The organism is Psychrobacter sp. van23A, from assembly GCF_030845275.1.
GTDB classification, from domain to species: domain Bacteria; phylum Pseudomonadota; class Gammaproteobacteria; order Pseudomonadales; family Moraxellaceae; genus Psychrobacter; species Psychrobacter faecalis.
In genome coordinates this window covers 674,119-698,251 of record NZ_CP132595.1, presented here as the reverse complement: position 1 = coordinate 698,251, position 24,133 = coordinate 674,119, and the positions used below count along the sequence as shown (strand labels likewise).

Genomic DNA, 24,133 nt, shown 5'->3' with positions numbered 1-24,133 from the left:
TTAGCCAAAATTTCCTTATTGGCAATTAGCCTTCTAGTACACCCAATACGTCTGCTTCTTTCATAATCAATAGCTCTTCGCCGTCAACTTTTACCGTTTGACCCGCATATTGACCGAACAAGACTTTATCGCCAACTTTTACATCTAACGCGCGAGTTTCACCGTTGTCACGAATCTGACCGTTACCGGTTGCTAGCACTTCACCTTGAGACGGTTTTTCTTGAGCTGAACCAGGAAGCAAGATACCACCAGCCGTTTTTGTTTCTTCTTCGATACGGCGGACGACAATACGGTCATGTAAAGGACGAATATTCATCGATACGACTCCAAAATTTGGTTAGTTAACATAAAGGTTTATTTGAATGAATGATCTCAATACCAAGATCTAGCAGAATGTCTGCTTAAAAACAGCATTCTTTAGATAAGCTTTGAGCTTGTATCAGAAAGTGGGGGCAAGGCAAGTTTGCTTCAAGTGTAAAGCCCAAAAATTTACAAGATTTTTGCATGTCACTGCCCATTTAATCAGCAGTGCGAGCTATAAAAGAGGGTATCATTGGATTACCCACTCTTAAAGGCTTTGGCATTGCTTTAAAACCACAAGCCTTCCATCAAATAATAAGAGAGAAAATAAGCGATTGTAAATGAAGCTTTTAGCGGTATCAGCCAATTAACTTCCGTATTTCTTACCAAGCTTACAGCAAGTTACTGCCCGTGTTCGCTTTAGCTAAACCAGCAACATCGACTACAATAGCCCAACTCTTACCTCTGTCATTGCCCTTGAAAATGTAACAGAGTATGACAATATATAAGGGTGAGCACATAACAATCCCTATAAATAAAAGCTAACAGTCAAACAAAAGATAATATCTATAAATAAAAGCTGATAACACAGCCTGAAACCAAATTAAGGAATATCCATGAGTTTTTTATCACAAAATAAACAATCCCTAACAACCCATTCTAATAACCCGAAACGCAGCCCCTCTAAAATTTTAACCGCCTTAGCCACTGGGGCAAGCATTGCTGCGATTGGAGCTTTAAGTATGACCGCACCTACCCTTGCCAGCGCCAAGAGCGTTGAGCCCTCAAGCGCGAACTATAGTTTCACCATTGAAGATAAATATAAAGGTACAGCCACCCGTACTTTGAATAAATCTGGTAATACCTGGAAATACAATGTCAATGCTCGCGTTGCTGGTGTCGCCACCGCCGCGCAAAATAGTACCTTTACTATTAACGGTAATAATGTGGTGCCAACTCAGGCCAGCACCACTTATAAACTATTGGGCGTTGGTCGTACGCACAAATTGGACTTTAATCCAAGCAGTAAAAAGGTAGTAAGTAACTATCGCGGCAAATCGACAACTTTAAATATGGCACAGCAAGCCTTTGATGATTTGAGCCTTGAGGTGCAAATTCGCCAAGATTTATTAAACGGTAAATTCTCTGGCAACTATTACATGGCGAAAAAAGACAAAATTGAGAAAACGCCTTTTAAAAAATCAGGCAATACTAAAATCACCGTACCAGCAGGTACGTTTGATACCGTGCGTGTCGACCGCGTGCACGATGACAATAGCCGCTCGACCAGTTTTTGGTTGGCGCCAAGCTTAGATTATCTGCCAGTTAAAGTCAGTCAAATTAACGATGGTAAAAAGATGGATTTAGAATTAACCAAAGTCAATTAAGCCCTTATCTTTGTATAAATGGTTAACGTAAAAAAGCGGCGCTCTAAATGAAGCGCCGCTTTTTTTTATCCGTATAAAACTTTCTATGTGAATTTTAGCGAGAACGTGGCTGTTTAACGACATTGTTCATTGACGGTAGACGTTTTAACAAGATAAATAACCAGACGTTGATGGTAAGTAGCAACACAAAATCAAATAGATAGACCATTATCTCCGCCCAACTGCTGCCATAAACACGGGTAAATAGCACCACCCCACTCGCGCCAAGATAAACCAAGGTAAACATACTGTCTATCAATAGCGCATACGGCGAACGCCCGCGTAATATCGATGGCGTTAAGACCAGCGCCGGTAGCAACCATAACGCTTGCCAAGCGATACCGCCAACGATATCGGGACGACTAGGATTAAAGACGCTGATTAAAATCGGCAATGCCAATAATCTAAACGCTAGCCAAACCAACCACGTCACCATCAAACGCTGACGTATAGGCGCTATCGGCTTTTGTGCATTAACTGTCTCAGGCGTTTTTGCTGCGGGCGTGTCGATATTACTGTCCTGCTTGGATTGGTTAGTGACCATGAGAGATATGTATTTCCTAATTGATAACAGCAAGCGGCAATATATAAGGGTTAATTAACGCTGCCAATTGGCTTTCGCTAAGGCAGACGCAGTTATCGCCAAACGCCGACCTTGGGCAATCGCCAGCTCGCGCTCATCTGCCGATACCGGTTGGTCATGTAACGCGCCGCTGACATGACTTGCGCCATAAGGCGAGCCGCCACGCTGCGTTCTATTTAACGCAGGCTCAGCATAAGGGACGCCCACAATCATCATGCCATGATGCAATAGCGGCATCATCATCGTCAGCAAGGTCGTTTCTTGTCCGCCGTGCATCGAACCGGTAGCCGTGAATACCGCAGCGGGTTTATTTTGCAGATTGCCTGCCAGCCATAGGGTGACGGTATTGTCCCAAAAATACTTCATCGGTGCGGCCATATTACCAAAGTGTGTCGGACTACCAAGCGCAAGCCCGCTACAGTCTTTTAAATCGTCCATGGTGCAATAAAGGTCGCCCTCATCAGGGATGGCAGGCTTAGTTGCAGTGGTTTCAGGCGCGACAGTCGGCACCGTACGAATACGTGCCGTCATCCCAGCGTCTTCAACACCCTGAGCAATGGCATATGCTAATGTCTTCGTCGTACCATAATTTGAATAATAAAGCACCAAAACATAAGGGGCGGTCTGACTCATTAGCAAAACATCCTTAAAAAGTCGTGAAAATGAATGGTTAAAAGCGCGTCAACTCCATTATAAATGACCCGCATGAATAATAGATGTGCACATTATGCCCGAGTCATGCACTGACAGCAAACAAAGCCCATTTAGCAATGACGTTTTGTAGATGGTGTAGACAAGCATGTAAACCAACGCTGACTCAGTGCATTTTGACACAATTCAATGGCAGATTCTGCACGCTTACTTTTGTTACACTATTCGCACTCTTATTGCCGTTAAATGGTTGTCATGGAAAATTTATTAAAAAAAATCCCTTTTTTACACCAACGTTGGTTTCAGTTTCTACGTTTTTTGACGCGGCACTTTTTTGAAGACAACTGCCAACAAAAAGCGGCGTCGCTAACGTATACGACGCTATTATCGATTGTGCCTATCTTAACAGTACTATTGATGATTTTGTCGTCAGTGCCAGCGCTTGCGTCGGTCAGAGCGCAGATTTATGAAGTGATCTATAGCAACTTGTTGCCGCAATCGAGTTTGCAAGTCAGCAAATATATCAATAACTTCGCTGAAAAGTCATCTAATCTGACCATCATCGGTTCGATGGTACTGTTTTTTACCACCATCATGACTTTGACGACCATTGAGCGCGCCTTTAATCAAATCTGGCGAGTAGAAAACCGCTCTGGTGGCATGAAAAGTATTCTGCGCTACTGGACGATTGTGACATTAGGACCGCTGATTTTAGGCACAGCATTTATCGTCTCAAGTACGGTGCAAAGCTTAAGTTTCTTAAATCGACAAATCGCCGGCTACGGTATCGACTGGTCGTTTTGGATTCAAATCGTTTCTATTGCGGTCACGGTAGCGGGCTTTATTAGTATGTACTGGTTTATACCCAAAGCGCGTGTCCCGGCAAAAAATGCGGCGATTGCTGGTGTCTTTGTGGCGATTATTTTTGAGTTAATGAAGAACCTTTTTGGTACGGTCATGGCGAATTTTACCAGCTATGAGGCCATTTATGGGGCGTTTGCCGCGCTGCCAATATTTTTATTATGGATCTATCTGTCGTGGAATTTGATTTTGCTCGGCGTTGAGATTAGTTATACCTTGACCATTTTTGAGACCGAAGAGGTTTATCCGCGCCACCCGCTCCTAAGTTTGCTCGATATGTTAAATCTCGTTTATACCCATCATTTAAAAGGCGAAGCGGTGAGCGAGCAAGCGCTGCGTAATGTCTTAGGACGTAAAGAGCTGCCAAAATGGTATACCTACATTAACTATCTGCAAGACAGTAATCTTATCACCATGACCGAAGAAGAAGATTATGTGCTGAAAAAAGATTTGAGCAAAATGACCTTGTGGGATTTTTATCGTACTCTGCCTTACCCTTTGCCTATCAAAGATGAGCTTGATGAGATGAGCATTGAGGACCAAAAACCTTGGCTGAGCTTATTGGTTGATCGCTTTGAAAATACAGAAGCTTATGCCAAACAGCAATTGGCTTTACCATTGAATATGATTTTCGCTCATAGCGAACCCCGTAAAAAATCTGAGGAAAATACAGCAAATTCAACTAAAAACACTCGCTCTAAACTCTTTAGAAAATCTAACGAGGCAACCCCTAACTACCTATCTAAAAAAGATAAAGATAGGGATAACGTCACGCCGGACTTTGATCCTATCGCTTATGATAAGGACAGCGACGTAGAATGCGATGAGAATAACAATGAAATTCTCATTCCTAAAGATATTGGCGACAATAAACCTTCTACACTTCACCACAGAATTGGGAAGAGAGACGATATTATTACAGAAGCGGATAAGCCTATAATAAAGTAAGCTTATGTTAAGTAAGCTAACTATCATTTTTTATCTTCGTTACAACATATAAATAAGCTCCTATCATAGGGGCTTTTTTTACTAAATTTTTAAACGATCCTATTTATATGGTAAGGTAATTCCTTTTAAGCCTCGTCATCTAGTGAGGCAATAGCACGGCTTTTTTCAATAAAACTTGTTTAATTTTTAGGTCATTTTTGGAGCGCATTCTATTGGACAAACACCCTAAAAATGGCTGGCTTAAGTCGCTATTGCTCACCCTTATGCACAGGTTAAAGCAATTTGCCCAGCTGTGGTCGCTACAGACGCTATTAGATTTACCCGATCGCCTAAAAAATCTGTGGCAGCAGCTGATTGGTTCTTATTGGTTTATTCCTAGCGCTTGTGTGTTAGCGGGCATTCTCCTCGCGCCCATATTGGTCACCATTGATGAACATTTTGACCGCGAGACGGTTAGAGAGCTAAATTTTGCTTTTACCGGCGATGATGAGGCCGCTCGCGCTATCATGACCACCATTGCTGGTGCCGTACTTGGTGTCGCGGGGACTACTTTTTCGATTACCATTGCCGTGTTATCAATGGCGTCTTCGCAATTTGGCCCCAGATTGCTGCGTAATTTTTTGACCGATACGCCCAATCAGTTTGTTTTAGGCGCGTTTATTGGCACCTTTAGCTATAGTTTATTGGTGTTAAAAGCGATTCATAAATACGATGTTGCCTTTGGTGTACCGCAATTGGCGGTGACCTTTGGCATTATCATGGCAATTATTTGCGCGTTATTATTGGTGTATTTTGTGCAGCATATGGTGCATGCGATTCAGGCATCGCATGTGATCGAAGGCGCCAGTAATGAGGCGATTAAAAATATTCACTACTGGTATAAAGACCGCTGTGATATCAATCATCAACGTAACGTTGTGCATCAGGATATCGAACAATTTCACACTTGGTCTGCAACGCCGATTTATGCGCCAAGCTCGGGGTATTTGCAGCAAATCTATCTTAAATCACTGGTAACTCTGAGCCAAGATTATGCAGGCGTGGTGCAAATCAAAGCCAATCTTGGTGATTTTGTCACTGATAGAAATATTATCGGCTATTTTTATCAGCGCCCAGCTAACCATCCAGACAATCGACAGCAGACCAACACACCAAAACTTGCTATTGTGCCGCGCCCCCCAGATAGCTTGTTTTGGCAGCGCTTTGCTGGTTGTATCCGTATTGAGCAGCGCCTAAGCCATTCTAACGATATCGCTTATAGTTTAGGACAAATGACCGAAATTGCGGTACGCGCCCTTTCTCCAGGAATTAACGATCCCAAAACTGCGGTCAATTGCGTACAGTCTTTGACCAGCTGCCTTAGCATCATGATGCGTCGACAGCCGCCAAGCCCCTATCACTTTTATATAAAAAATCCAGACAAGTCGATGCCAGATAAAACAACATCTGATAATAGCATTATTGAAAAAGTAAGCCATAAACCACGCGACGCCATATTAGCCGTCGTGACTCATACCCCTAAAATATCCGACTTTATCGATACCTCGCTTGGCGAGATACGGCGTTACGCGACCGCAGACTTGATGGTATTAAAGGCGCTTTGTCAGGCAATGGTAGATCTCAATTATGCCAAAGTTAATAATGCTCAGCAGCAAACGCTCTTACATGAGCTAACATTGATTGAACGCGCCGGACAAGACAATCTTAGCTATCAAGCCTTGGTCGATGACCTAAGCGCCATGTGTACGCAAGCCAAGCAGTTTATTCTCAGCGACAATGACCAACATCAATACTTTGCTTATGTCGCTAAGTTCGATGCTCATATTCATCAAGCTCTACAAACGCAATCAAGATAGCGTTTAAAACGATCTTTATTACTAAAAATAAGTTTGCCATTCATAACTGGTAAGCCAGCGCAAAATAACTAAAATAGGTGGTGTTCTAAAAAGTATGCTGGCGATAGAAGTCAATAAGAAATCTATGCTAAGTTCTCTGATTCTATAGGGCTTTCAAGGCTTCAAAAATTGTTCAAGTTTTAATCAGCATACTTTTTGACACACCACCCTAAAATAAAACCCCGTTAATCCTCCTAAGTCCTAAAATTGGGGCGACTTTTTATCATTATTTGAGACCTTTTTATGGCCCCTACCAGCAGTTTGACCGTACTAGAAATCAGCGCTATTTTTTTATCGATTACTGCCTTATTAACTTATGTCAATCATCGCTTTATCGGCTTACCAACGACTATCGGCGTGATGGTTATCTCCATCCTATTATCTATCGGTGCAATATTTTTGGGCTTTTTAGGTTTTGATCAGCTCATTGATTACGAAGTGAGCTTATTAGAACAGCTTGATTTTACCGAAGTCTTATTGGACGGCATGCTGTCTATGTTGCTCTTTGCCGGCGCGCTCCACGTCAATATTGGCGATTTAAAACGCTATAAATTGCCCATTGGTATCCTTGCTTGTATTGGCACCATCGTATCGGCGTTACTGATTGCCGCTGCACTGTACTTTATGCTGCCGCTATTTGGTTTTGGCCTGCCGTTTTTGTGGTGTTTATTATTTGGCGCCTTGATATCACCGACCGATCCAATCGCCGTGATGGGTATTTTGGCCTCAGCTGGCGCACCAAAAAGCATTGAAACGGTCATCGCTGGTGAATCACTATTTAATGATGGTATCGGCGTGGTTATTTTCGTGCTGCTGCTCGGTATTTTATCCAGTGGCGATATCCCAACGGCCAATTATGTTGCCCATACCTTAGCCGTTGAAGCTGGTGGCGGTATAGTCTTTGGTTTAGTGCTCGGCGCAGTTTTGTACTACATGCTCAAAAGCATCGACAGCTACCAAGAAGAGGTGTTATTAACGCTAGCAGGCGTCATAGGCGGCTATGCACTCGCCAGCCATTGGCATTTATCAGGGCCACTTGCGATGGTGATGATGGGCTTAATGGTAGGTAATCGTGGACGCGCGCTAGCGATGAGTGATAAAACGCGCCATTATATTGATTTGTTTTGGGAATTAATTGATGAAATTCTTAACGCGATTTTATTTGTCTTGATTGGTTTAGAGGTGGTGATGATTGCTTATTCGGGCAATTTATTTATCGCTGCTGGTTTGACCATTGTTATTGCCCTAGTTGCACGCTTTATCGTCGTCGGCATGACCACCAAAACCTTTCATCGTCAGCTTGATTTGCCAAAAGGCGCGTGGAAAGTGCTGACATGGGGCGGCTTACGCGGCGGGATTTCGGTTGCTTTGGTGTTGCAGCTGCCAGCAGGCGGCGAGCGCGATATTTTATTGGCGCTGACTTATGCGGTAGTGATATTCTCTATTTTGGTACAAGGTTTGAGCGTTGGTAAAGTCGCCAAAAGCATTCGCACTGATGAGAAAGTCGCAGAGATATAAGCTTTACATAGTTTTTATTTAGCCGTTTTAATCAAAGAAAAGCCAGTATAAGAGGATAGCTTATACTGGCTTTTTTAGGTCTATTGAACCCGTGTATTGGTTTGTATCATAGCGTAGTTATATCAAACCTTTGCGCTTCATATTGCGATAAACCACGATAACGATAATAATGTTTGATAGCAAGATGGCAAGTTTAAACCAGTCAAATGGGCTAGCAAACAGATAATACAGCTCAATAGGAATAAATATCCCGTAGCCCAATACCCCAAACCAATACGCCCAGGTTTTGTCTTGCCACAAACCATAAGCTTCAAGAAAGCGCAAACTGGCATAAGCAAAAATGAGCAATAAAAATACTGGCCAATTTCTGCTTGCCTGCTGAGCAATGCGTACCGCACTATCAACTTGCGGCGCTAGCAGTTGCCCAAAGACTTGCTGCCAAGAAGCGGTTGCTGTCGTTAGCCAATGCTCAAGGTCACTATGCCATGACCATAAAGCCCCCGCTCCTAATAGCGCACCAACGCCTTTGACCACCTCGTATATTGCGACCGCTTTAATAGATTCGCTAGAGGTACTAGCACGACTGCGCGGCTTATGTGGCTGGCTGGTTAAATCTCGGTCGTTATCCTTCGAGGATGGTAGCAGACTGTCATCCCGTCCGGGCAAATTAGGCAAAGAAAGTCTCCACCACCCGGCCTTGCAACTGCTCATTAAAGAACGGCGTATTTTTACCATTTGATAACATGGATTCTGTGGTCACTTGCCACTCAAGATTGGGATCGACCAACACCGCGCCGCCGATACTTTCATACTGCTCACTAATACCCGCAATTTTTGCTGGATTAAGGCATATTTTATCGACCAACTGTTCAAGCGTTAATACCTGATCACGTACCAATTGACAGGCCAGCGCCATAAAGGTATCAAAGTTTGAGATACCAGGCGTACTCTCAGCAAAGGGTGCTTTTTTAGCGGTACTATTTAGCGGCTCATGATGGCTGCAAATCGCATCAATAGTGCCGTCTTTTAGCCCGCGGCGAATGGCTTGCTGATCGGTATTACTACGCAGCGGCGGTAGCACATAGGCTTGGGCATTAAAGCCTTTTAAATTATCATCGGTTAAATACAGCTGATGCATCGCCACATCACAAGTCACCGGCAGACCTTTGTCTTTCGCCCAGCGCATCAGCTCAATCGAAGACTTACAAGATAATTGGCTAAAATGTGCGGCAATACCCGTTTCTTCTACCATCAATAACTGCGTTGATAAAGCAACCGTTTCTGCAATCCAAGGAATGCCTTGCAAACCATGATACGAAGCGATATAACCTTCATGTGCCACGCCATCACCAGAGAGACTTGGCTCGTCAGGATAAAAGAATACTTTCATGCCAAAAGTCGCCGCATACTCCAAAGTACGCAGTAACACTAAGTCATTACGAAAAGGTCGACGCGCATTAGAAACTGCGATACAGCTGCCTTTTTTCAGACCAGCGATATTTGATGGTCGCTCGCCTTCTAAGCCTGCGGTCAACGCCCCTAAAACATGCAAATAAATACCGCCATCACTCAGCGCCCGCTCACGCAAACCTTTTAATAGCGAGCCATTTTCTAAAATGGGGTTGGTATCAGGTGGAATCACCACATGCAAAAAGCCATTGCCACGGGCCGCACGCCCTTCTGACTCTAACGTACCGTGTTGTTGTTGACCCGGTTCGCGTAAACGGGCGCATAAATCAACCAAGGGAGGCAGTAGCCACATTTCGCGCTCTGACTCAAGAGAAGCCAGTTTATGGGTTACTGTGCTTGGTAGCCCATCTTTAAATGCTTTTGGAAGTAAGTCGTGCATATGAATATCTGAATTCGTAATGTGAACCATGAGCGTTATTACCGTATCAATAAAATGGGATAATTGACTTCCTCCCCTCCCTAAAGTGAGGGGATTCCTACTACTAGACGCTCAAGCCCGAGCGCGAGAATGTTTTTTGCCGCATTAATATCGCGGTCATGAGTGACACCGCACTCGCAAAGCCATTCTCTTATTCCTAAGTTTGCTCTACCTTTCGGACTGTTTTGGCGTGAGCCACAACACGAACAAGTTTGGGTGGTGTAGCTTTCATTCACCTCAACATAGTAGCAACCTGCGTTCTCGCATTTATAGGCCAGTTGCCGCTTAATCTCAAACCAACCTGCATCATAGACGGACTTGGCGAGTTTGCCCCTAGTGAATGATTTTGATTGAAGTTTGCCAATGATGATTATTTTATTAGTCTTGGCAAGGTTGGTGGTAAATTTATGAATTAAGTCTTGGCGGGTATTTTTAATCTTGGCGTGAATCGCTTTAACGCTTTGTTTGTTTTTAGCCCGCTGAGCAATGCCTAGTTTTTTAGCGTATTGCTGGGTGACTTTGGTTTTTAGTACCTCACCATTACTTGTCGTTGCTGAGTCCCTGCAGCCTAAATCAATACCAGTTTCTCCTGTACCGCACTCAATTTTTGGGTACTCTTTAACGGTGATGCAGGCATACCAGTGGCCGCGGCTGTCTTGTACAAGCTCACAGGTGTTGATGGTGTAGAGTGCTAGATTATAGCTATCCCACACGTCGATGGTCAGCTTCTTGCTTTTAGCCAGGCTAAATTGAATGGTGGATTTAAGAGCTTTTTTACCTGCTTTTTTGACACCTAAATATTTGATTGCTGCTTTTTTAAAGGGAATCCAACCAAGTGATTTGCGCTTAGATTTTGGGTTATTGGTTCGCCAATTTAGTTTGGCTTTTTTGAATTGCTTTCGAGATTTAGCATGGGTTTCGGTGATGGCTTGTAAGGTTTGGCTGTGCAGGTTTAGCAGCTCGCCACTACCTTTTACATAAGCCGCAATATCATAAGCGGAAAAGAAATGATTGGTGCGTTGAAGATGCTTAAAACTCAAGTCATTCACATAGTTCCACACAAAATTAACCACACCAGCCAGTTTATTTAGCTGATTGGCGTGTTTGTCTTTGATGCGACACTTGAGCGTTTTCATAGAGTGATTATGGTCTTAATAAGTTTGGTTGACAAGTCTGTTTTAAGGCTGAGCGACAATAGCTGACGCCTGATATCCACGCCCTAGAAGGGACATGGTTTTACGGCGCTTTTTGATAATTAAAATAGGGCAGCAGAGGATTATTGACTCGCCGCTTGATGCGCGCGCTGACCTTCCATAGCTAGCGATAACACTGCCATGCGAATCGCAATGCCATTATTTACTTGCTTTAAAATAACAGACTGGTCACCATCGGCAACGCTTGAGGCAATCTCAACCCCGCGATTCATCGGCCCAGGATGCATCACCAACGCATCGGGTTTAGCCAGTGCTAGGCGTTCAGGCGTAATACCATAGTGTTTATAATACTCACTCGACGACGCCAGCAGCGGCGAGCCGATACGCTCATTTTGTATTCTTAATCCCATAATGACATCACAGTCGGTGACGCATTCGTTCATATCTTCATAAACTTGCACGCCAAAACGCTCAATACCTTTGGGTAATAAGGTACGCGGCGCACAAACACGAATATCTTTAACTCCCAAGGTTTGCAGCGCACTGATATCTGAGCGTGCGACCCGCGAATGCTTAATATCACCGACGATGGCCACAGACAATTCTTCAAACGGGCGCGGTGCTTCACGGTGAATGGTCAGCATATCGAGCATACCTTGCGTCGGATGAGCATGCCAGCCATCACCGCCGTTGATAATAGCAATATCTGGCGTCACTTCGGTTGCCATAAAATGCGCCGCGCCTGACGCTGAATGCCGTACCACAAAGATATCCGCCGTCATCGCTTGTAGATTCCATAAGGTGTCGCGCAAGCTCTCGCCTTTTTTGGTACTGGAGCGCTCAATATCGATATTGAGCACATTGGCACCAAGACGCTTTTCGGCGACTTCAAAGGTTGTACGCGTGCGCGTTGACGGCTCAAAAAACAAATTCATCACCGTATAGCCTTCAAGCTCAGGGCGGTTAATCAGTTGCCCATTATCATCAAAAAATGTCTCTGCTTTGGCAATAATTGCCTGCAGTTGCGCTTTACTTAAACCCTCTACCCCTAAGAAATGGCGAATACTGCCATCGTTATTGAGCTGCGGACGACTGAGCGAGGCATTGAGCTTTTGATGAATAGTCTCAGGATCAAACTTGGCATAATCAGTCGGCGAAACGGTTGGTGTTGAGCGACTATCGATAGAATTTGACATAATGGCACATCTTTATTGTTAGGTGATATGAGGTGATTATCATTATTTAGGCGTTTTACGCTCGTTAAGCACACAGACAAGGACATTTTGGCGCTTATTTGCTACAATTTAGCGCAATGACAAACAACCTTAAAAGATAGCTTTTGGCGTCTTAGTGAGCAATGGCTCTAGACATATAGCAAACCTTATCAAAAGCCACTTATTAACACCATAAATAAATAATCATAGCGCTAGTGTAGCTGATTTTGTGGTCAGGACAAAGACGCCTTGCTGGGTATTTAAAAATTTGCCAAATTTAGGCAAATTAAAGGTGATCTAACCGTCTCTCAAACTTCTATTTAATTTTTATTCTCATTGGTCTTATTTTTAAAAGTACTTATTTTAATACTATCTATTTTAACCGTCTTTATCAGGAAACCTTATGACAACCTTAGCAAATTATCTAAACGCTGATGCCAGTAACCCGGCACTTAATGACGTAATTACCACTGTGACTAATGTTGGTAAAACCATCTCGCAGTTATTAAGAAAAGGGGCGTTAGCAGATATCTTAGGCGAAGCAGGTAATCAAAATGTCCAAGGTGAAGAGCAGAAAAAACTCGACGTCTTAGCTAACGATTTATTATTAGAGGCGTTGGCAAACAACGCGCATTGTGCAGGTGTTGCCTCAGAAGAGCTCGACGATGCTACCCCTGCCAACGCTGATGGTAGTTTATTGGTATTGTTCGATCCGCTTGATGGCTCATCAAATATCGATATTAATATGGCCGTCGGTACCATCTTCTCTATCCTACCGTACCAACGCCAAGGTCAAATCAGTGCAAATAGCGATTTTTTACAAGCGGGTAATCAACAGCTAGCCGCCGGTTATTTGCTATATGGCACCTCTACGGTACTGGCATTAACCATCGCTGATAATGTCGTGATGTTTAGCCTAGACCCTGATAGCAATGACTATGTACTGATAGAAGAGGATGTTCAGATTGATGCGGATACTAGTGAATACGCTATCAACGCTTCAAACTATCGCTACTGGCAAGCGCCTATGCAGCAATATATCGACGAGCTCATCGCTGGCAAGACTGGCGTACGCGGCCGTGACTTTAACACGCGTTGGGTGGCGGCGATGGTCGGCGATGTGCATCGAATTTTATGTCGTGGCGGTTTATTCACCTATCCATTTGACACCAAAGATGCCAATAAAGCCGGCAAGTTACGCTTGATGTATGAAGCCAATCCGATGAGCTTATTGATTGAGCGAGCGAGCGGCGCTGCTACCGACGCGGTGCAGCGTATCTTGGATATAGAACCAACGGATATTCACCAACGTGTCCCTGTGGTACTTGGCAGTAAAAACGAGGTCGATTACGTTAAAAATCTACATTTAAAACATGCTGATAAATAAATCATTTGCACCCAATTTGATAATACACAGCGTACAGCGATATAAACAATCGACTTTACGCTGATGATTCAAACTCTTTATATTTTAAGCGATCTATTATGGTAGCAAATCCCACCGAGCTGATTACCTCAGATAAAAATACGACTGTCAAACTTATCAAAGGGCTATTGACGCAAGCGCGCCAGCGTAAGAAACAAGGGCAAACCGTCATTGAAGGCGTGCACCTTATCGATGCCGCTCTGCGTAGCGATTACCCATTTGTGCAGATATTACTGTCTGAATCGGCGCACCAGCATTCTGAAGTTCAGCAGCTTTTGACGCGCCTGCCGACTTATACGCCTATTTTGACTTTAGCAGATAGCCTGTACGAAGGTATTCGTAGCTTAGGGACTGGCATCGATATCATGGCGCTGATTAACATTCCAGCGCCTAGCCTTAAACCCATCAATGATGACTGCTTGATTCTTAATGATGTCCAGGACAGCGGCAATGTCGGTACGCTACTGCGTACGGCGGCGGCGGTTGGCATTAAAAACATACTTTGTACCAGTGCAACAGCGCAAGCATGGTCACCAAAGACGCTCAGAGCAGGTATGGGCGCGCAGTTTGCCCTTACCATTTATGAAGGGTTAAGCGTGCAAGATATTTTGGATTATGTGAAAACGCCACTATTTGCCACCAGCTCGCATACCGATACAGTCATTTATCAACATGACTTAAAAAAGCCTATTGCTTGGATTATGGGACATGAAGGCCAAGGTGTTTGTGATGAGCTAATGCAATGCGCGACCCCTATTGCCTTGCCGCAGCCTAACGGGCAAGAAAGCCTGAATGTCGCCATTGCAGGCTCATTATGCTTGTATGAGACATTGCGTCAGAGAAGTTATGCTTAGAATCATTTAGAGAAAACACGAAAAACCCGCTATAAAAATAGCGGGTCTTTTTTGCTTCATTCCTTATGCAAGAGGTAACAATTAAATCTTGCTAGTCAGCTCAGGCAATGCCTCAAACAAATCGGCTTCTAAGAAGTAATCAGCAACGCTCGCGATTGGTGATTCTGGATCATTGTTGATAGCAACGATGACTTTAGAATCTTTCATACCTGCTAAATGCTGAATCGCGCCTGAGATACCCGCTGCGATATAAAGGTCTGGTGCAACGATTTTACCTGTTTGACCAACTTGCATATCGTTTGGTACATAGCCTGCATCAACAGCAGCCCGTGATGCGCCAACCGCAGCGCCAAGCTTATCCGCTAGCGGCTCGATATATTTAGTGAAGTTTTCACCATTCGCTAATGCACGACCACCAGAAACCACGATGCTTGCAGAAGTCAATTCAGGACGGTCAGATTTTGCCATCTCTTCATTGACGAAGCTTGATTTACCCAAATCTTGAACATTATCGAGTGTCTCAACAGACGCTGAGCCGCCTTCGCTTGCCACAGGATCAAAAGCCGTTGTACGGACTGTTAAAACCACTTTATCTTCTGAAGTCTTAACCGTCGCCGTGGCATTACCTGCATAGATAGGACGCTCAAAAGTGTTTGCGTCTACGACCGCAGAGATCTCTGACAACATGCTCACGTCAAGTAAAGCGGCGACACGTGGCATAAAGTTTTTGCCAGTAGTGGTAGCAGCAGCGATGATATGGCTATAATCACCAGCGATGTCAGCAACCAATAGGGCGATGTTGCCTGCCAATTGATGCTCATAAGCGGCGTTATCGGCTAATAATACTTTAGTGACGCCTTCAGCTTTAGCGGCTGCATCAGCTGCTGCCTGCGCGCCGCTACCAGCGACCAATACATGGACGTCATCGCCTATTTGCTTAGCAGCAGCGATCGTGTTCAAAGTTGCCTTTTTTAGACTGGCATTGTCATGTTCTGCATATACCAAAATTGCCATTGTTTTTATCCTTTATTTATTCGTATCATCTATTCATGCGGTTGTTTGTGTACAAAACGATTTATCAAATCAGCTTAAATATGAAACCTTTTAGATAACATCATTTTGCACAAGATATGCCGTAGCAAAATATTAAAAGACTCACGCCTTAGATAACTTTTGCTTCATTTTTTAGCTTATCGACCAACTCGTCAACTGAACCTACCTTGATACCCGCTTTACGCTCAGAAGGTGGCACGACTTTGATAATTTCTTGCTTAGAAGTCATATCGACACCGAAATCAGCAGGTGTTTTTTCATCAAGTGGCTTTTTCTTTGCTTTCATGATGTTAGGCAATTTTGCATAACGTGGCTCATTTAAGCGTAAGTCAGTGGTGATAACCGCTGGTAGCTCAAGTGCTAGGGTTTGCAGACCACCGTCGATTTCACGCGTGACGTTGACTTTGCTGCCTTCAACTTTTACTTCTGACGCAAAAGTACCCTGACCGATACCCATCAATGCTGCTAGCATCTGGCCAGTTTGGTTGTTGTCATCATCGATGGCTTGTTTGCCCAATAAGATAATATCCGTAGACTCAGATTCAGCGATATTCTTAAGGATTTTAGCAACTTGTAATGGATAAGGTTTTTCGTCAGATACGACCAAAATCCCACGGTCAGCACCCAAGGCTAAAGCTGCACGAATTTGCTCTTGTGATTCTTTTGGACCGATTGAGGCGACGATGACTTCATCAATCACGCCCGCTTCTTTTAGACGAACGGCTTCTTCAACAGCAATTTCATCAAAGGGGTTGATTGACATTTTAGTGTTAGATAAATCTACGCCCGAATTATCAGCTTTTACACGAACTTTTACGTTGTAATCAATGACACGCTTGACCGCTACTAATGCTTTCATACGTTCCTCGTTTATTAATGTTATGAATTAAAAATTACCAATTAAGAACCAAAGGTTCATTTTTTTCAAACTATGGTGCAAATTGTCGTTCAAAATACTACTAAAGGTTTTTACCACATTAGCATAGATTTAAACATAAATATGTATAAGCCGCTCACCCAAGATATCGCGGCATCATATTTATTATTCGCTAGTCGTGATTTATTATCGGTATTTACTCATCTAAGTATTTACTCATCTAAGTATTTACCAATAACAAAAGTATATCAGTAAACGATTAAATCCTGCTAAAGCTAAGCCAACCGTTATTATCAGACCCGTCTATCTTGCGTGAGCTCAGGACTAAGGTCAAGACAACGCCGTGAATAATGCGTCATAAATTTGTCACCATTGTTGCAAAAACTGTCTATAAGAGCCTAAATAGAGAGTTAATTTGCTCGAATACGCTAACTCGACCGTCCTTTATAACAGAGGCAGCTTTGTAATTACTGCCTACTTTACTATGATTTCATCTTCCGACTTTTTATTGTCTAGGCGGGTTATCAAGTTTATTGTTAGAATTAATTAGCAAATGGCTGTCACGAATGTCGTCAAACCACGACCAGTCAGGCGCGGTACTATCCTGCTTAATGACACTCATATCGCCAGTCGTTTCCATAATAACAGCGAATACTTCGCTTTTTGATTTCAATCCGTTCTTACGCAATACTTCTTGCACGTCATTTTTGGTCAGATTGGCTTCTTTTAAATTATCGCAAAAATACTCTCCGTGCGCCATTAAGATAATTTCTTGATTATCAATCAGTGATTTTAGAGGTTTAGACTTACGCCTGATGACAGAGATGGTACCTTGAATAAGAAACAATACCGCAACGGCGACTAAGCCTTGTGACAAAGATGGACTGTCAGATAAGATGGTTGACGTCAGTATGCTACCGATAGCAACAGTCATGGCAAAATCATAGCTTGAAAGCTTGGAAAAACTGCGTAACCCCATCAACCGCGTAAACAAAATGAGTCCCAAGTATAATCCAAGCGCCGATAGTGAAATGCCAACTATTTGCTGCCATTCAATCGCAAACCATTTTTCCCACTGCATACACTCGCCTTTTTTATTTGGTATTAATGCCTAAAAACTTTTTTAAACTAATCCTCTATTAAGATAACAGCGTTATTGTCAAAAATAAATAATCACGCTTTGTCCAAACTTACAGAATTTAAGTCATTTTCTTAAAAAAATATCATAAAAAAAGCAACCTGATGAATGGTTGCTTTTTTTTAAAGTCTAAACAGTATTTTTATTGTTTTAACAAACAAAGGAATCAATACTTATCGATCATCTTTATGGTATCAAGTTGGCTAATAAATCAGTTTACTCAATAATCACTAAGATTAGATAGCTTCGATTTGCTCAGCTTGTGGGCCTTTCTTGCCATCACCTAAGATGAAAGACACTTTTTGGCCTTCGGCTAGAGTTTTGAAACCGTTACCTTGGATAGCGCTGTAGTGAGCGAATACGTCTTGTCCGCCATTGTCTTGAGCGATAAAACCAAAACCTTTAGCTTCATTAAACCACTTTACAGTGCCTTCAACTTTCTCTGACATAAATTTTCCTAACTCTTTAACTGTTGGCGAGACGTGTGTCATCACCGATTAATTGATATATACTCAAGTGTTTTTTGCTAAGCGCATCGGCTTAAACCCTTGATTTATCTAGAAGATAACCTCAAGCTCTTGCCTAAAATCCTATGAGTACAAGCTGATTATAGCAGCTTTTCTAAACTGCAACAGGTTAAATTATTTTTTTTTGTAAAAAACCGCGGCCTTCTGTCAGCTTTATCATTAAATAAATATTTATTATTTAAATAATTGATTTTAATGGTTATTTTATAGTATCTAAGCTAAAAAAATTAATTTACGATACTCTTAATAGCACAACAACCAAAAATACCATCTAAACGCTAAAACATTGTTATGCAGGTAGCGGTAACCAGGGCGATAATAAAACCAGTAGACACAAGGCAAAAAATATCAAAGAAAAGGATTGGCTATAGGCGATATATTTAGCTGGCACCACCAAATCCTTCGGTGAGTCTGGTATGCCTTTGCGCTTGAGCAGACGCGTACCATATATCCAGCCGTAGATGGTATAGATGCTATAAGCGACTGGCACGGCAATGGCCAACGGCGCCAAATCAATGACGTACAACGCCAGAGTAGAGACAAAGAACCAAGCGGTATCAAGTAAAGAGCTGATGCGAAAGAACTTAGATTGCGGCAGCTTACCTTGGTTGCGCTTGAGCATCTCGCCTTCTATCCAAATCAATACTGCTACCACAGCGCTCAGAGTAATGTAGATAAATTGCGGCGTCAGCCAGTTAGGACTTGGTATTTGCACAACAGACAACCTGTAATCAAGAAAGAATAAGAATAAAAAATCAAGCGCTCAGATCATTCTTTAGCGTTTGGTTTTAGTATTTTTTTAAATAAAATAAGCAAGTCTGCTTATATGAGGCAGTAATAAAGAGTTTTCAACCACTAACAAGTGATTACGGTGGCAACTTTCTCTAGATTATTGAATTGCTAGCCATTAAAAAACCCATGCTATCGAGTGATAACATGGGTTTTGATTTTTAGATAACTAAAATGATAGAGATTTGATTATTGCTTAATTGCTTAACCATTCACTAATAAATTAGTTTTTGTCTTTATCGATGATTTTATTGCCACCAATCCAAGGCATCATGCCGCGCAATTTCGCACCAGTCACTTCGATTTGGTGCTCAGCGTTGTTACGACGACGGGCAGTCATTGAAGGATAGTTGGTTGCGCCTTCACTGATGAACATTTTTGCGTATTCACCAGATTGGATGCGTTTTAGCGCATTACGCATCGCTTCACGTGACTGTTCGTTGATCACTTCTGGACCAGTCACGTATTCGCCGTACTCAGCGTTGTTGCTGATTGAATAGTTCATATCAGCGATACCGCCTTCATACATGAGGTCAACGATAAGCTTTAGCTCATGTAAGCACTCAAAGTAAGCCATTTCAGGAGCATAGCCGGCTTCAGTTAGGGTTTCAAAGCCCATTTTTACCAGCTCAACCGCGCCGCCACAAAGTACCGCTTGCTCACCAAATAGGTCGGTTTCGGTTTCATCTTTAAAGGTCGTTTCGATGATGCCTGAACGACCACCACCAACACCAGCAGCATAAGACAAGGCTAACTGCTTAGCTTGACCAGACGCATCTTGATAGATAGCGATTAAATCTGGGATACCGCCACCTTTGGTAAATTCTGAACGTACGGTATGACCTGGTGCCTTAGGCGCCACCATAATAACGTCAAGGTCGCTACGTGGCTCTACTTGGTTGTAATGGATCGCAAAACCATGAGCGAAAGCAAGGGTGGCACCTTCTTTGATGTTTGGTTCAATCACATCGCTATAAAGCTGTTTTTGGAACTCATCAGGGGTCAAAATCATCACGACGTCAGCCGCTTTTACCGCTTCTTCTACTTCAGCAACTTTAAGGCCCGCGTTTTCCGCTTTTTTCCATGAGCTAGAATTGGCACGTAGACCAACGGTGACATCGACGTCTGAGTCTTGTAAATTCAACGCGTGTGCATGGCCTTGTGAACCGTAACCAATAATGGCAACTTTTTTGCCTTGGATGATTGATAGGTCACAGTCTTTGTCATAATAAACGTTCATAAATAGAGTCCTTTTCCTAAAACATGGCTGGCCATGGATAATAAGCGCTTCTGCTCTAACCGAAACTCTAAAGTATTGGCTAAAATGAGCGCGCTGTTGATAATAAATTAAGATTTTTAATAACGATTATAAAATTATAAGCTTAGGGTTTTTTCGCCGCGTGCAATACCAATGACACCCGAACGCACCACTTCCATAATGCGCTCGCGACCAATCACATCGATAAAGCCGTCAAGCTTGGCTTTATCACCAACGATTTGAATGGTGTAGAGGTTAGAATTGACATCAACGATTTGAGCGCGAAAAATATCAGCACTGCGTTTAATCTCTTCACGTACACCGCCCGACGCTCGTACTTTAATGAGCATCAGCTCGCGCTCGACGTGCACATTGTCTGTTAGATTGAGCACTTTAACCACTTCAATCAATTTATGCAATTGCTTGGTGATTTGCTCAATTCTTTCAGGCGAGGTAATGGTGGTGACCGTCAGACGTGAGATACTTGGATCATCCGTAGGGGCGACATTTAGCGTCTCGATGTTATAGCCGCGTTGGGAGAACAAGCCGACTAACCGCGACAACGAACCCGCTTCGTTTTCCATCAATACCGAAATCAGATGTTGTTGTTGCATTAGGTACGCTCCCCTTTTGTTAACCACATATCACGCATCGCTTGCCCAGCGACTTGCATCGGATAAACATGCTCATTACGATCGACATAAACGTCGATAAATACCAATTTATCAGTCATAGCCATAGCTTCAGCCAATTGTGCCTCCATAGTCGCAGGATCGGTGATCTTAATACCGACGTGACCATAGCTTTCAGCCAATTTGACAAAGTCTGGTAGTGAGTTCATATAAGACTGCGCATGACGGCCTTCATACAGCATGTCTTGCCATTGTTTAACCATACCCAACTGTGCATTGTTTAGGTTCAAAATTTTGACTGGCAAGTTGTATTGTAAGCAGGTTGATAACTCTTGAATATTCATCTGAATAGAGCCTTCACCAGTAATACACACCACGTCGCGCTCAGGATTGGCAAGTTTTGCCGCCATGGCATAAGGTAAGCCCACACCCATGGTGCCCAATCCGCCGGAATTCAACCATTGACCGGGCTCATTATAAGTATAATAAAGCGCGGCAAACATCTGATGCTGACCAACGTCACTGGTGATAATGGCGTTACTATTGGTTACTTTATCCAAAGCTTGCACCACCGCTTGGGGCTTAATACCATTATCGGTATTGGTGTCATAGCGTAGACCATGACGCGTACGCCATTCATTAATTTGTGACCACCAATCTAACAAGGCATGTTGCTCAAGCTCTTTATCATCACCGATGATCTCTAACATATCGGTCAAAACCGCTTTAACATCGCCAACGATTGGAATATGGGCATTAATGGTTTTTGAAATGGATGCCGGATCAATATCGATATGAATAATCGTGGCATTCGGACAGAATTTTTTGACATTATTGGTCACGCGGTCATCAAAACGTGCACCGATTGCCAAGATGACATCAGCGTGATGCATACTCATATTGGCTTCATAGGTGCCATGCATCCCAAGCATGCCTAAGAACTGACTATCAGAACCTGGGAAAGTACCCAAACCCATTAAGGTATTGGTAACTGGTAAGTTTAAGCGATGAGCAAGCTCAGTCAACTCTTTACTGGCTTTACTCCAAATGACCCCGCCGCCTGCATAAATAACAGGACGCTGTGCTGACAATAAAGTTTCAACGGCCTTTTTAATTTGACCGCTATGACCTTTTAGTGAGGGCTGATACGAGCGGATAAACACATCTTTTGGATAAGCGTAGGCAAATTTTTCACTTGGCGCTGTCATATCTTTTGGTACGTCAATGACTACTGGGCCTGGACGTCCAGACTGAGCGATATGAAAGGCTTTTTTGACAATCATAGGGATTTCGCTAGCATGGCGCACTTGGAAGCTATGCTTGACGATAGGACGTGATACACCGACCATATCGGTTTCTTGGAAGGCATCTTCACCGATTAGGCTACTAGGTACCTGACCTGAAATAACCACCATCGGCACAGAATCCATAAACGCGGTGGCGATTGCCGTCACGGTATTGGTCGCACCTGGACCTGAGGTCGCGAGCACCACACCTGTCTGACCGGTCACGCGTGAATAAGCATCTGCCATGTGGCCGGCTGCTTGTTCATGACGCACTAAAATATGCTCAATATTTTCTTGTTGAAACAAGGCATCATAGATATGTAGAACGGCGCCGCCTGGATAGCCAAAAATATATTTGACCCCTTCGTCGGTCAGTGCCTGCATCAACATCTCAGCGCCAGACAACATCACAGGCTGCTCGCTACCTTCTGCAAGGCGTTGTTGCTTTTCTTCAAAATTTTTGGCGGCATTACCCGTTTGGGTATGTCCAGTCATATTCGGACTTTGCGTGGTTTGCGTCACTGTCATCACCTTTTTTTGTGGTAAGAATGGTCGCTCATTTATAAAAGAAAACACCGTTTTTACAAGGTTATTGGTCTTATAAAGAAGACTTGGGATTCTTATCCATATCAAGAATGTGTGCCTACTATATTCAAGTAACACTGTTATATAGAACAGCATGGCCCTCAAACACAGCAATATATGTAGGGTCAGCTTTGTGGCAGGATTTTATCGACAGACAATGACAAGATGCGAATGCACCTATAAAAGAGGCTTATTATTTTGAGAATACCAAGTTACGACAGTGATAAATAAAGGGAGGCAGGATATAAAACGACTCTCAATAATATTGACACGCTATAGGATCGCTAAATCTTATAACTTATTTAATGAGTTGTTGTTAAAACTACACATTGCGCCCTATTTTTTATTACAGCCAAATCTTACGAACTACAGTAATAATAAGTTTATCTTAGTCATTGTAGACAGATAAGTCCGCAGACAATAAATACAGCTTTGAATACGCATTAGGATAATGGCATTTTATTCCATATCATTGTCACAAAGAAAATAAAACTGAGCAAGCTACTGATAAGCAACCCGTAGTCCTTATTTTCAAGTGCCACGGCAATTTTATAAAAGCCGCTCACTGACCAATCAACTGCTATTATATTCGATGGTTTAAGCACCTTTGTCAAGAAAAACTTCTAAACCCTATCCCTAACTATTAGTTATTAAATAATGTACATCTATAAGTATTATTTGCTAAAATCAAACGCTAGTGTATTTATATTGTTATCGAGACGATTAAATATTATCCTTATCTGATAAATACGTCCGTTTCTTACCTATTAAGAGGATTGTCACTATGGCAATTGTTACCATGGCATCTGCGTTTCGTGTGAACACCGCTACCAAACTGCTTCTAAGTATCAGCACGGCGTGTATGCTCATGCTGCCAATCAATGCCAGTCATGCCATTCAGGTTTATAAATCTATCGGCGCGCATGGCGAGGTGAAGTACAGCCAACACGCCCCGCAAAACGGTAGAAATATTGAAGTGATAGAGTTTCGTAGTGACGGCAGACAAAGTAACGCCGGACAATTGGCAGGGAAAACCGAAGCCAATCAAGCGGCTCCGCAAAGTGCTGAAGAACAGCGCGTGGCTCAGCTAGAGGCGCGCATTAAAGAACAAGAAGCACAGGCGAATGCTCAGCGTTGCCAGTCATTACGCAATAATTTAACCAACCTAAATGTTGGTGGGCGTATCTACGAGATGGATACCAATGGTAAACGTCAATATTTAGATGGCCGTGAAATTGAGCTAAAACGCGAGCGTGTACAGTAAGCCAT

General features: G+C 43.0%; 22 protein-coding genes. 7 read left to right on the top strand and 15 right to left on the bottom strand.

Features of this window, described 5'->3' with window-relative positions:
- Window positions 1-25: 25 nt before the first annotated feature.
- Window positions 26-316, bottom strand: coding sequence for a co-chaperone GroES (locus RAH45_RS03135; protein WP_144297704.1), 291 nt, complete (start codon window positions 314-316; stop codon window positions 26-28).
- 601 nt (window positions 317-917) lie between these two features.
- Between RAH45_RS03135 and RAH45_RS03130 the strand changes: the two genes are divergently transcribed.
- Window positions 918-1,688 (top strand): DUF3108 domain-containing protein, encoded by a 771-nt coding sequence (locus RAH45_RS03130; protein WP_144297705.1) that lies wholly within the window; start codon window positions 918-920, stop codon window positions 1,686-1,688.
- Window positions 1,689-1,782: 94 nt separating this feature from the next.
- Here the strand turns inward: RAH45_RS03130 and RAH45_RS03125 are convergent, their stop codons facing one another.
- Window positions 1,783-2,271, bottom strand: a complete 489-nt coding sequence (locus RAH45_RS03125) for a hypothetical protein (protein WP_306495484.1) — start codon at window positions 2,269-2,271, stop codon at window positions 1,783-1,785.
- A 54-nt stretch (window positions 2,272-2,325) separates the two neighbouring features.
- Window positions 2,326-2,943, bottom strand: a complete 618-nt coding sequence (gene wrbA, locus RAH45_RS03120) for an NAD(P)H:quinone oxidoreductase (protein WP_306495483.1) — start codon at window positions 2,941-2,943, stop codon at window positions 2,326-2,328.
- Window positions 2,944-3,216: 273 nt separating this feature from the next.
- Here wrbA and RAH45_RS03115 point away from each other — a divergent pair, with 273 nt between their 5' ends.
- From RAH45_RS03115 to RAH45_RS03105, 3 genes are all read left to right on the top strand, one after another.
- Window positions 3,217-4,770 carry a YihY family inner membrane protein gene (locus RAH45_RS03115; protein ID WP_306495482.1) on the top strand — a complete coding sequence of 518 codons (1,554 nt, stop codon included), beginning with the start codon at window positions 3,217-3,219 and terminating at the stop codon, window positions 4,768-4,770.
- A 263-nt stretch (window positions 4,771-5,033) separates the two neighbouring features.
- The gene (locus RAH45_RS03110; RefSeq protein ID WP_373429181.1) at window positions 5,034-6,626 is read left to right on the top strand and encodes a DUF2254 domain-containing protein; all 1,593 of its coding nucleotides are present in this window, start codon (window positions 5,034-5,036) and stop codon (window positions 6,624-6,626) included.
- Between the two features lie 282 nt (window positions 6,627-6,908).
- The gene (locus RAH45_RS03105; protein ID WP_306495480.1) at window positions 6,909-8,183 is read left to right on the top strand and encodes a cation:proton antiporter; all 1,275 of its coding nucleotides are present in this window, start codon (window positions 6,909-6,911) and stop codon (window positions 8,181-8,183) included.
- A gap of 117 nt (window positions 8,184-8,300) precedes the next feature.
- Here the strand turns inward: RAH45_RS03105 and RAH45_RS03100 are convergent, their stop codons facing one another.
- The 4 genes from RAH45_RS03100 to RAH45_RS03085 form a co-directional block, all read right to left on the bottom strand.
- Window positions 8,301-8,858, bottom strand: coding sequence for a DUF2127 domain-containing protein (locus tag RAH45_RS03100; protein WP_306495479.1), 558 nt, complete (start codon window positions 8,856-8,858; stop codon window positions 8,301-8,303).
- Window positions 8,851-10,032 carry a dihydroorotase gene (locus RAH45_RS03095; protein WP_306495899.1) on the bottom strand — a complete coding sequence of 394 codons (1,182 nt, stop codon included), beginning with the start codon at window positions 10,030-10,032 and terminating at the stop codon, window positions 8,851-8,853. Before RAH45_RS03095 ends, RAH45_RS03100 begins: the two co-directional genes overlap by 8 nt.
- An 80-nt stretch (window positions 10,033-10,112) precedes the next feature.
- Entirely contained in the window at window positions 10,113-11,207 is a 1,095-nt protein-coding gene (locus RAH45_RS03090; RefSeq protein ID WP_306495478.1) for an RNA-guided endonuclease InsQ/TnpB family protein, read from the bottom strand.
- A 140-nt stretch (window positions 11,208-11,347) separates the two neighbouring features.
- Window positions 11,348-12,421: an aspartate carbamoyltransferase catalytic subunit gene (locus tag RAH45_RS03085; RefSeq protein WP_102076262.1), complete on the bottom strand. Its 1,074-nt coding sequence runs from the start codon at window positions 12,419-12,421 to the stop codon at window positions 11,348-11,350.
- Window positions 12,422-12,842: 421 nt separating this feature from the next.
- Here RAH45_RS03085 and RAH45_RS03080 point away from each other — a divergent pair, with 421 nt between their 5' ends.
- Window positions 12,843-13,826, top strand: a complete 984-nt coding sequence (locus tag RAH45_RS03080) for a class 1 fructose-bisphosphatase (protein WP_198328483.1) — start codon at window positions 12,843-12,845, stop codon at window positions 13,824-13,826.
- 98 nt (window positions 13,827-13,924) lie between these two features.
- The gene (locus RAH45_RS03075) at window positions 13,925-14,719 is read left to right on the top strand and encodes a TrmH family RNA methyltransferase (protein ID WP_306495477.1); all 795 of its coding nucleotides are present in this window, start codon (window positions 13,925-13,927) and stop codon (window positions 14,717-14,719) included.
- Between the two features lie 81 nt (window positions 14,720-14,800).
- Here RAH45_RS03075 and RAH45_RS03070 read toward each other — a convergent pair whose 3' ends face one another.
- The 8 genes from RAH45_RS03070 to RAH45_RS03035 all read right to left on the bottom strand — a co-directional run bounded on the left by RAH45_RS03070 (window position 14,801) and on the right by RAH45_RS03035 (window position 22,807).
- Window positions 14,801-15,733, bottom strand: a complete 933-nt coding sequence (locus RAH45_RS03070; protein WP_102076260.1) for an electron transfer flavoprotein subunit alpha/FixB family protein — start codon at window positions 15,731-15,733, stop codon at window positions 14,801-14,803.
- A 148-nt stretch (window positions 15,734-15,881) separates the two neighbouring features.
- Complete coding sequence (locus tag RAH45_RS03065) at window positions 15,882-16,631, bottom strand: electron transfer flavoprotein subunit beta/FixA family protein (protein WP_144297715.1); 750 nt, start codon at window positions 16,629-16,631, stop codon at window positions 15,882-15,884.
- A gap of 523 nt (window positions 16,632-17,154) precedes the next feature.
- Entirely contained in the window at window positions 17,155-17,730 is a 576-nt protein-coding gene (locus RAH45_RS03060; RefSeq protein WP_306495476.1) for a DUF421 domain-containing protein, read from the bottom strand.
- 293 nt (window positions 17,731-18,023) lie between these two features.
- Window positions 18,024-18,236, bottom strand: a complete 213-nt coding sequence (locus RAH45_RS03055; RefSeq protein ID WP_068408416.1) for a cold-shock protein — start codon at window positions 18,234-18,236, stop codon at window positions 18,024-18,026.
- A 367-nt stretch (window positions 18,237-18,603) separates the two neighbouring features.
- Entirely contained in the window at window positions 18,604-19,029 is a 426-nt protein-coding gene (locus tag RAH45_RS03050) for a hypothetical protein (RefSeq protein WP_068408418.1), read from the bottom strand.
- 297 nt (window positions 19,030-19,326) lie between these two features.
- A complete protein-coding gene (gene ilvC, locus RAH45_RS03045) occupies window positions 19,327-20,343 on the bottom strand; it encodes a ketol-acid reductoisomerase (protein WP_068408420.1) in 1,017 nt (338 codons plus the stop codon).
- A gap of 134 nt (window positions 20,344-20,477) precedes the next feature.
- Window positions 20,478-20,975 (bottom strand): acetolactate synthase small subunit, encoded by a 498-nt coding sequence (gene ilvN, locus RAH45_RS03040; protein ID WP_068408422.1) that lies wholly within the window; start codon window positions 20,973-20,975, stop codon window positions 20,478-20,480.
- Window positions 20,975-22,807: an acetolactate synthase 3 large subunit gene (locus RAH45_RS03035; RefSeq protein WP_306495474.1), complete on the bottom strand. Its 1,833-nt coding sequence runs from the start codon at window positions 22,805-22,807 to the stop codon at window positions 20,975-20,977. The genes ilvN and RAH45_RS03035 overlap by 1 nt, the downstream gene beginning before the upstream one ends.
- Before the next feature lie 841 nt (window positions 22,808-23,648).
- Between RAH45_RS03035 and RAH45_RS03030 the strand changes: the two genes are divergently transcribed.
- Window positions 23,649-24,128: a DUF4124 domain-containing protein gene (locus RAH45_RS03030; RefSeq protein ID WP_306495473.1), complete on the top strand. Its 480-nt coding sequence runs from the start codon at window positions 23,649-23,651 to the stop codon at window positions 24,126-24,128.
- Window positions 24,129-24,133 lie beyond the last annotated feature (5 nt).